The organism is Flavobacterium silvisoli (assembly GCF_004329815.1).
GTDB classification, from domain to species: Bacteria; Bacteroidota; Bacteroidia; order Flavobacteriales; family Flavobacteriaceae; genus Flavobacterium; species Flavobacterium silvisoli.
On record NZ_SJPE01000007.1, the window covers coordinates 150,842 to 158,975 of the forward strand.

7 protein-coding genes are annotated in these 8,134 nt (G+C 37.4%); all 7 read right to left on the bottom strand.

Going from position 1 to position 8,134, the window contains the following annotated elements; all coding sequences use genetic code 11:
* Window position 1: 1 nt before the first annotated feature.
* On the bottom strand, window positions 2-2,431 hold the full coding sequence (locus tag EZL74_RS07760; protein ID WP_131476034.1) for a GumC family protein: 2,430 nt from the start codon (window positions 2,429-2,431) through the stop codon (window positions 2-4).
* Window positions 2,432-2,433: 2 nt separating this feature from the next.
* On the bottom strand, window positions 2,434-3,195 hold the full coding sequence (locus tag EZL74_RS07765; RefSeq protein WP_131476035.1) for a polysaccharide biosynthesis/export family protein: 762 nt from the start codon (window positions 3,193-3,195) through the stop codon (window positions 2,434-2,436).
* Between the two features lie 141 nt (window positions 3,196-3,336).
* A complete protein-coding gene (locus tag EZL74_RS07770) occupies window positions 3,337-5,313 on the bottom strand; it encodes a polysaccharide biosynthesis protein (protein ID WP_161971714.1) in 1,977 nt (658 codons plus the stop codon).
* 45 nt (window positions 5,314-5,358) lie between these two features.
* Window positions 5,359-6,501 (bottom strand): DegT/DnrJ/EryC1/StrS family aminotransferase, encoded by a 1,143-nt coding sequence (locus EZL74_RS07775; RefSeq protein ID WP_131476036.1) that lies wholly within the window; start codon window positions 6,499-6,501, stop codon window positions 5,359-5,361.
* The gene (locus tag EZL74_RS07780; protein WP_131476037.1) at window positions 6,494-7,111 is read right to left on the bottom strand and encodes an acetyltransferase; all 618 of its coding nucleotides are present in this window, start codon (window positions 7,109-7,111) and stop codon (window positions 6,494-6,496) included. The genes EZL74_RS07775 and EZL74_RS07780 overlap by 8 nt, the downstream gene beginning before the upstream one ends.
* Window positions 7,101-7,703 carry a sugar transferase gene (locus tag EZL74_RS07785; RefSeq protein WP_131476038.1) on the bottom strand — a complete coding sequence of 201 codons (603 nt, stop codon included), beginning with the start codon at window positions 7,701-7,703 and terminating at the stop codon, window positions 7,101-7,103. Before EZL74_RS07785 ends, EZL74_RS07780 begins: the two co-directional genes overlap by 11 nt.
* 166 nt (window positions 7,704-7,869) lie before the next feature.
* Window positions 7,870-8,134 (bottom strand): T9SS type A sorting domain-containing protein (locus EZL74_RS07790; protein ID WP_131475420.1); only part of this gene is annotated, 265 nt, incomplete at its 5' end.

Here is an 8,134-nt window from a genome sequence, read left to right on the forward strand (position 1 = left end):
TTTAAGCTTCTTTACTCTTCTTTTGGAATATCGACTTGAATTGTTTTACAATCGATTTTTTTCCGTGCATATCAGCACCATAGCCATATCCGTACCCATAAGCATAGTTGTATTTATACTTATAACTGTAGCCGTATTTGTAACCATAACCATAATTCAATCCAACATTATTGATTACATAAGTCATGTTTTTCAATTTCTCCCTATCGCTCAGATTTACCGTAAACGGAATTAGTTTTTTAGGAGTGAAGTCAGCTCTAACCACATACAAGGTCGCGTCAACGTATTGAGAAATCAACAAGGTATCGGTAACCAGCAAGGTCGGAGCACTGTCAATAATAATTAAATCGTATTCTTTTTTAGCTTCATTAATCAACTGCTCTTTACGCCCGTTAGAAAGTAATTCGGCAGGGTTTGGCGGTATTCTACCCGATAGAATAATATCGAGATTTGGATTATCCAATTGATTTTTCTTAATAATAGTATGCCAGTCAACGGTTGGATCATGCAGGTAGTCCTGTAATCCTAACTCATCTTTATTGGTGCTCAGATATTGATGTAACTGAGGATTTCTTAAATCAGCACCTATCAACAACACTTTTTTATTCATGATGGCAAACGATATGGACAAGTTGATGGCCGTAAACGTTTTTCCTTCTCCTTTTATGGTAGAAGCCACCAATATGGTCTGCCCTTGTTTCTCGACTTTCAAAGGCAAGACATAGGTAAGATTGGTACGAAGGATACGGAAAGACTCCCCGAGTATAGACCGGTCGTTAAAGGTGGTCAGTTTGTCTATATCATCAATATGCGGAATTTCGGAAAGAATGATTTTACCTCGGGCCATTTTTGAAATATCCTCAGCATTATGCACTTTGTCATCTAACAAAAAGCCAATGTAAATGACTAAGAACGGCAACAACAAACCAACAATTATGGAAGCCATAACATAAGTACCTCTTTTAGGCGAAGCCGGTACCGAGTTGGTTAAAGCATAATCAATTACTTTAATAGAGGAAGAAGTAATCGCCAAATTTACTGCAGCTTCTTCTCTTTTTTGCAATAACAATATATAAAGTGCTTCTTTGATATTCTTATTTCGTTCAATACCGTTTAGCACTTTTTCATCAAACGGAATTTCGCTAAATTTCCTCATTGTGGTATTCTTCACCACATTATTTTTTGCCAAAGAAACCTCAAGTTCTTCTTGGTAATCTTTAATAGTTTGTAAAATGTTGAGCTGCATATCGACCAACTTGCTTTTCATTATTTTGGCCTTTGGGTTATTCTCTCCAGCACTAACCAACAAACGGTCACGTTCTAAAACAACCGCGTTAAAATTATATATCTGAGTGTTGATATCTGCATTCAGCACTCCAATATTGGTGGGCAATAAACCTAAGTTTTTATCTGATTTGACAGATTGCTCTAACAGTTTAGATAATGCAATTTGGGTTTCGGTTTGAAAAACATCATTTTTAGCTGATTTTTTACTATCGGTTACCGATACAGCATCTGCTTCTAAAAACGTCAACTCATTACTGCGTTTATAATTGGCCTTACGGGTTTCAATTGAATCCAATTCTTTTTCCAAGGATTTGAATCGTTCATTAACAAACTCTATGGTTCTTTGCGATACCAAACGGCGATCATTCAACCCATCGATATCAAACTGCTTGATAATTTCATTTAAAATAGCTTCTGATTTGTCTTTGTTAGCTCCGGTAATAGAGATATTCAATACGTCAGAATTCTCATTTTTATTTAAAATTTTTAAATTAGAAGACAACCCTATAACTGTACCTTGTAAAGAATTCTTACGAATTAAGAATTGGTTTCCAAAAAATTTATGAGGATTGGCACCGACTTGTAATGATATTTTGAATGGCACACCCTTTATAGTACGAATAGTATTGTAAGGCAAAAATTCGTTGGCATCTCCTCCATTTATTTCCAGCACCTTGCATCCGTCTTTATGCAACTCTATTTCAAGACTCAAAGCCTTATTTTCATTATCAACCAAAGATCCCATCCATTCAACATTGAAAGGACGATTTTTCCACAATTCAATATTATTGAAATAACCAACTCTGTAATATTGTGTTGTGAGATTTAAACTTTTAGTCACTTGCTCAAGCAATCGATAAGATCTCAGCACTTCAACTTGATTATCCAAATTTACTTTGGTCCGATTAAACAACGCCAGTCCCGAGCTGGGTAAAGAAAAACTATTTTTAGAATCGTCAATAATTTTCACACTGGTTTGAGATTCATAAACCGGTATAGTATGATTTAAGTAATATTTTGTGGCAAAAAAACAAACCAACACCGAAATCAAAAAATAATACCAATACCTGAAGTATTTGAAAAACTCTTCTATGATATTGAAATTACTCGTTTTATCCTGTGAGTCGATATGACTGTTATCCATAATTATTTTTTGATTAATAGTACAACTGTAATGAAAAAGGATAATATGCCTACTATGCTTCCAATATTATTCAAGTAACCGGCTGTTAAAACCTTTGGTCCGTTTGGATTAACAATGATAACATCATTTTGTTTGACGTAGTAATAAGGTCCGTTGAACCACTCCGAAGAGGTCAAATCCAAACGCACATAGGTTCGGGTTCCGTTGATTTCACGGATCAGCAACACATCTTTTCTGACTCCGTTAATAGTCAAATCACCGGCATAGCCTATGGCTTGATTTAACGAGATGTTTTGCTCATCAAAACTGTAAGTCCCAGGCGATTTTACCTCTCCAAGAACAGTCACTTTACTGTTAATAATTCTAACACTTACTGTAGCATCTTTAATATAGCCGTTATCACTCAACATTTTTTCCAACATATCCTGAATCTCCTCTGTGCTTTTCCCGGCTACATTAATATCTCCCAAGAGAGGAAAAGTAATCGTACCCTTTTGAGAAACGAGATACCCTTGTATTTTATAGGATTCTATATTAATATTCCCCGATTGACTCATTTGAATATTAAAGGGTTCAGCCGATTCAGCGATTAATGCCGATACTTTGATAAATAAAATATCGTTCACCTGAACCTTATTGGTCAGGTAACTAATATTATCTTGAGAGTCACTCTTGATGTTTTGATAGTACAATATATCTTTTTTACTGGCGCAAGACTGTATAAAAAGGGAAGCTATTAATAGAACAAATAACTTTTTAATCATAGTTAAGAAAATTTATCGGTTATCCATTTTTAATTATTCACTAAAAATGGCAAAGCCGTGCAAATCTACAATTTGATTTCCTAAATCAGAAAGGAATCACTGCAATATTAGATGTTTTTATGAAAAAAAACACAGAACGGATTAAACGCTATCCAACTCCTGATAAATAGAATTTAAACTTTTGTATTCCGGAACAATTTTTTTCATTTTGGAAACAATGGAATGATTGGACTTACTGCGTGCTGCTTCAGCCAACTCAGCCAATGCTTTATCAATATCCTCAAATTTAACGATATTTTTCTCATGTGCAATGAGAATTTTTTCATTGTGTGTAGGCAAATTTTTTGAGGTGTCGTTCAACAATTCCTCATACAATTTTTCACCGGGACGTAAGCCTATAATTTTAATCTCAATGTCTTTATCAGGAATAAACCCTGCCAGTCGAATCATTTTTCGGGCCAAATCAATAATTTTAACCGGAGCTCCCATATCAAAAATGAAAATTTCACCTCCATTACCCATAGCTCCAGCCTCTAGCACCAGCTGACAGGCCTCGGGTATGGTCATAAAATAACGAATGATTTCCGGATGGGTAATGGTAATGGGACCACCCTCCTGAATCTGTTTGGTAAACAAAGGCACTACTGATCCGTTAGAACCCAAAACATTCCCAAAACGGGTAGTGATGTATTTAGTTCGCGGGCTGTTTTCTGAAGCCTCCTTGAGCTTATAATCCAAAGACTGAACATATTTTTCGGCTATCCGTTTACTGGCTCCCATTACATTGCTGGGATTAACCGCTTTGTCAGTAGAAACCATTACAAACCGTTCTACATCATATTCAAAAGACAAATCGGCTAAATTCTTAGTCCCTAATACATTGGTAAAAATGGCCTGGGCCGGATTTTCTTCCATCAACGGAACGTGTTTATAGGCAGCGGCATGGTAAACCACCTCAGGCTTATACTTGATAAAAATCTGTTCTATACTTTCTTTAACTCTTATATCGGAAATCACATTAATGATACGGACATTGGGATTGACGTTCATAATTTCAAGACTCAATTCGTGCAAGGGCGACTCAGCCTGATCCAGTACGATTATTTTTCTGGGTTCAAAACTCAATACCTGACGAACGATTTCACTTCCGATAGAACCGGCAGCTCCGGTAACCAAAACTTTTTTTCCTTTGAGTTGTTTTGAAATAGCCTTGTTATCCAAAACGATAGGTTTACGTTCTAATAAGTCCTGAATCTCAAAGGTCTTAATACTCTTTGTGATTTCTTTTTGTCCTTCTAAATCAGCCAACAACGGGATGGTATAAACTTTAAAAGACGCCTCAAGACAGTCTTCCACAATTCGAGAACGTTCTTTTTTAGAGAGATTCTTGTCTACTATAATTAAAGCTTCGCTATTGGTTTCTATCAGTAATGCTGCCGCACTGCCTTTCATATGCAGGATTGGGGCGTTTAAAATTCGTTTGGTAGTATTCTGACTTGATTTTTCAATGAAACCTGTTACCTTGAACCGTTTGGGAACCTCAGTTTGCAAGGCATTGGCCAAAGCAATGGCATTGGCATCGGTTCCGAAAATCAAGGCTCTGGTCAACTTAGTGGTATCTCCCAAATTAAAATAGCGCTCATAGGTTTGCTTGACTATTACCCGGTAAAGAAATAAAAAGGAGAACGACAAAAACCCATTAATGACCAAACCGGTATTGAGGAATAATTTTCGGTCGTGAAAAGTAAAAAAATAATAATTAATCGCTAATAATAATGCATAAGAAAAAAACTGAGCAAAGAATAGTTTTAAAGCATCTACATAAGAGGAGTGCCTGATAATTCCCGAATAAGTTCGGTAAGCCCAAAAGAAAAATACATTGACACAAAAATACAAGGATATACTAACAGCCATGACATCATTATTGATGTACTGCAACCGCAATCCTCTGAAAAACAACAGTGTTATGGAAGCCGCTACAAACAGCAGTAAAATATCAAGCAAAAGCACCAGCCATCTGGGCAAATAGCCCAAGTTTTCCAATCTGAAATTAAAATTAATTTTAGACCAGAACCCCTTTAAATCTTCGAAAAAACCGATGATAGTACTTTTTTTCAAATTATCTCTTTTTGCTTGAACCTATTGGTAAAAATAGTAAAAAAGTTAGCGGTTAAACAAAGTATGTATCACTTTCGCTATTCTTTCTCTTTCCTTGTCAGTTAAGTTGGAACCTGAAGGCAAACAAAGCCCGTTTGTAAACAAATTTTCTGATACGTTTGAACCAAAAAAAGCACAATCGCTAAAAACGGGTTGCAGGTGCATGGGTTTCCATAAGGGTCGCGATTCAATATTTTCTTTTTCTAAAGCCAACCTCAAATCTTCTCGTGTAATGCCTCCTGTTCTGGCGGGATCCAATAGTATGCAGGAAAGCCAGTGATTCGAATAAAAATCAGTATTAGGTTCCGAAAATACAGTCACTCCTTCTATTTCAGAAAACAATGCAACATAAAACTGATGCATAGCTCTTCTCAACGCCATATGCTCATCTAGTACCTCCATTTGGCCTCTTCCAATTCCGGCACAAATATTACTCATTCGGTAATTGTATCCTATTTCGCTATGTTGGTAATGAGGAGCGTGATCTCGGGCTTGAGTAGAAAGGAAAACAGCTTTATCTTTTTGTGCCGCCGATCGGGTAACCAAAGCCCCTCCACCCGAAGTGGTGATTATTTTATTGCCGTTAAAAGATAAAATACTGATATCTCCAAAAGTTCCGCATTTTCTACCTTTGTAACTGCTGCCCAAAGCTTCCGCACTGTCTTCTACAACCGGAATTTGATACTCGTTTGCCAGGGCTCTGATTGCATCAATTTTACAGGGCATACCGTATAAATGAACCAATACAATAGCTTTAGGCTTTTTGCCTCTCGAAATGCCATCAAGTATAGCATCCTTTAAAAAGACCGGATCTAAGTTCATGGTTTCCTGTTCACTGTCTATAAAGACCGGTCGGGCTCCCAAATATACTATTGGATTGGCCGAAGCCGAAAAAGTCATACTCTGGCAAATGACTTCATCTCCCGATGTTACCCCCAACAAAATAAGCGCCAAATGCAAAGCGGCAGTGCCCGAACTCAAGGCGGCAGCATAAACACCCTCTCCTAAATACAGTTCCAAATCTTTTTCAAATCCGGTAACGTTAGGTCCTAAAGGTGCTACCCAATTAGTATCGAAAGCTTCCTGAACAAACCGCTGCTCATTCCCCCCCATGTGTGGAGAGGACAACCATATTTTAGAATCACTCATGTTGATTAGTATATTTTATTATTCTGCCCGGATTGCCTACAACCGTGGAAAAATCGGGTACATCTTTTAAAATCACGGCACCGGCCCCAATGACAGCCCATTTGCCTATTTGCACTCCCTGAATCACCGAGGCTCCAATGCCCACATGGGTTCCTTCGCCCACCCGAACGCCTCCTGCTAATGCAACAGAGGGTGAAACATGAGCAAAGTCTTCTATGATGCAATCGTGCTCAATGACAGCTCCGGTATTGATGATGCAGTGATTACCAACAGTTGCTCCCGGATTAATGATAGCACCTGCCATCACAACATTTCCTTTTCCCATTGCTGAATGAGGTGAAACAATTGCCTTATGGTGTATAAGATTGACAAAATCTAAATTCATATCAGCTAACCGTTTTCTGACCTTATTATTTCCTATCGACAGTATCCATTGGGATGCTTTATCAAAGAGAAATCCATCACTTTTTTGTACTGCATATCCGAGGAGTTCCGTTGATTTAGGATTGTCATCCAGTATAGTTCCGACCACTTTATTAATAGAATGCAGTATATCCACTATAACTTTACAGTGGCCACTGGCTCCGTATAAGTTAACCTTATTTTCCATTGAACGGTTCTGTAGTAGCTGAATCAGCCGAATTAATGCCTTCTCTTTTCAAAACTTTCACTATTGTTTTGAGTAAAATTTTCATATCCAATGCAAAAGATATGTGATCTACATACCATACATCATACTCGAATTTTTGATTCCAACTGATACCGTTTCTGCCATTGACTTGAGTCCAGCCGGTGATTCCGGGTTTTACCTCATGTCTTCTGTTTTGAAAATCATTGTACAGATGCAGGTAATTGGTCAACAACGGTCTCGGCCCAATAAGGCTCATATCTCCTTTAATCACATTCAGCAATTGCGGTATTTCATCCAAGGATGTTTGGCGAATAAATTTTCCGATTTTAGTGAGTCTGACTTCATCAGGCAACAAATTACCGAATGCGTCTTTCTTGTCGTTCATCGTTTTAAATTTGAGAATTTTAAACACGACTCCATTTTTTCCGGGTCTCGACTGAACAAAAAAAGGCTTCCCGTCATTAGCAAAATAAAGAAATACGGTAACAGCGAGTAAAACAGGAAACAGGATGATAAATCCTATCAAAGCGACTGTAAAATCAATAAAACGCTTGACGTAGTTTTTATACATTATCTTTTCGAAACATTTTTCGTTGGGGTAAAATTAACAAAAAAAGAATGCCGATATCCATTAAAAGAAATTAATTCTGTTAGTTAACTTGAGGCTTTAAATTTTGCTCATAAAAAAAGCCTCTCCGTTTCCGAAGAGGCTTTCTGTTTAGTATTGAGATCTACAATTATCGTTTTACCACACGAAGTGTTTTAACTTCATTTCCTTGGGTTACCACTACATTGTATACTCCTGACGCGTAACGATCACCGATAGAAAGTTCTGAAGCCTCTGTAGCTCCTACTTCCAGTTTATCCAGTAATTTTCCGGTCATGTCATAAATAGATACTCCTACTCGCTCCTCGCTTGAGGTAGTCAGGTTCAAGTGGAAGTTATCACTGTATGGGTTCGGATAAGCCACAACCGCAAATGGTACTGCTGTTGAAACTTTA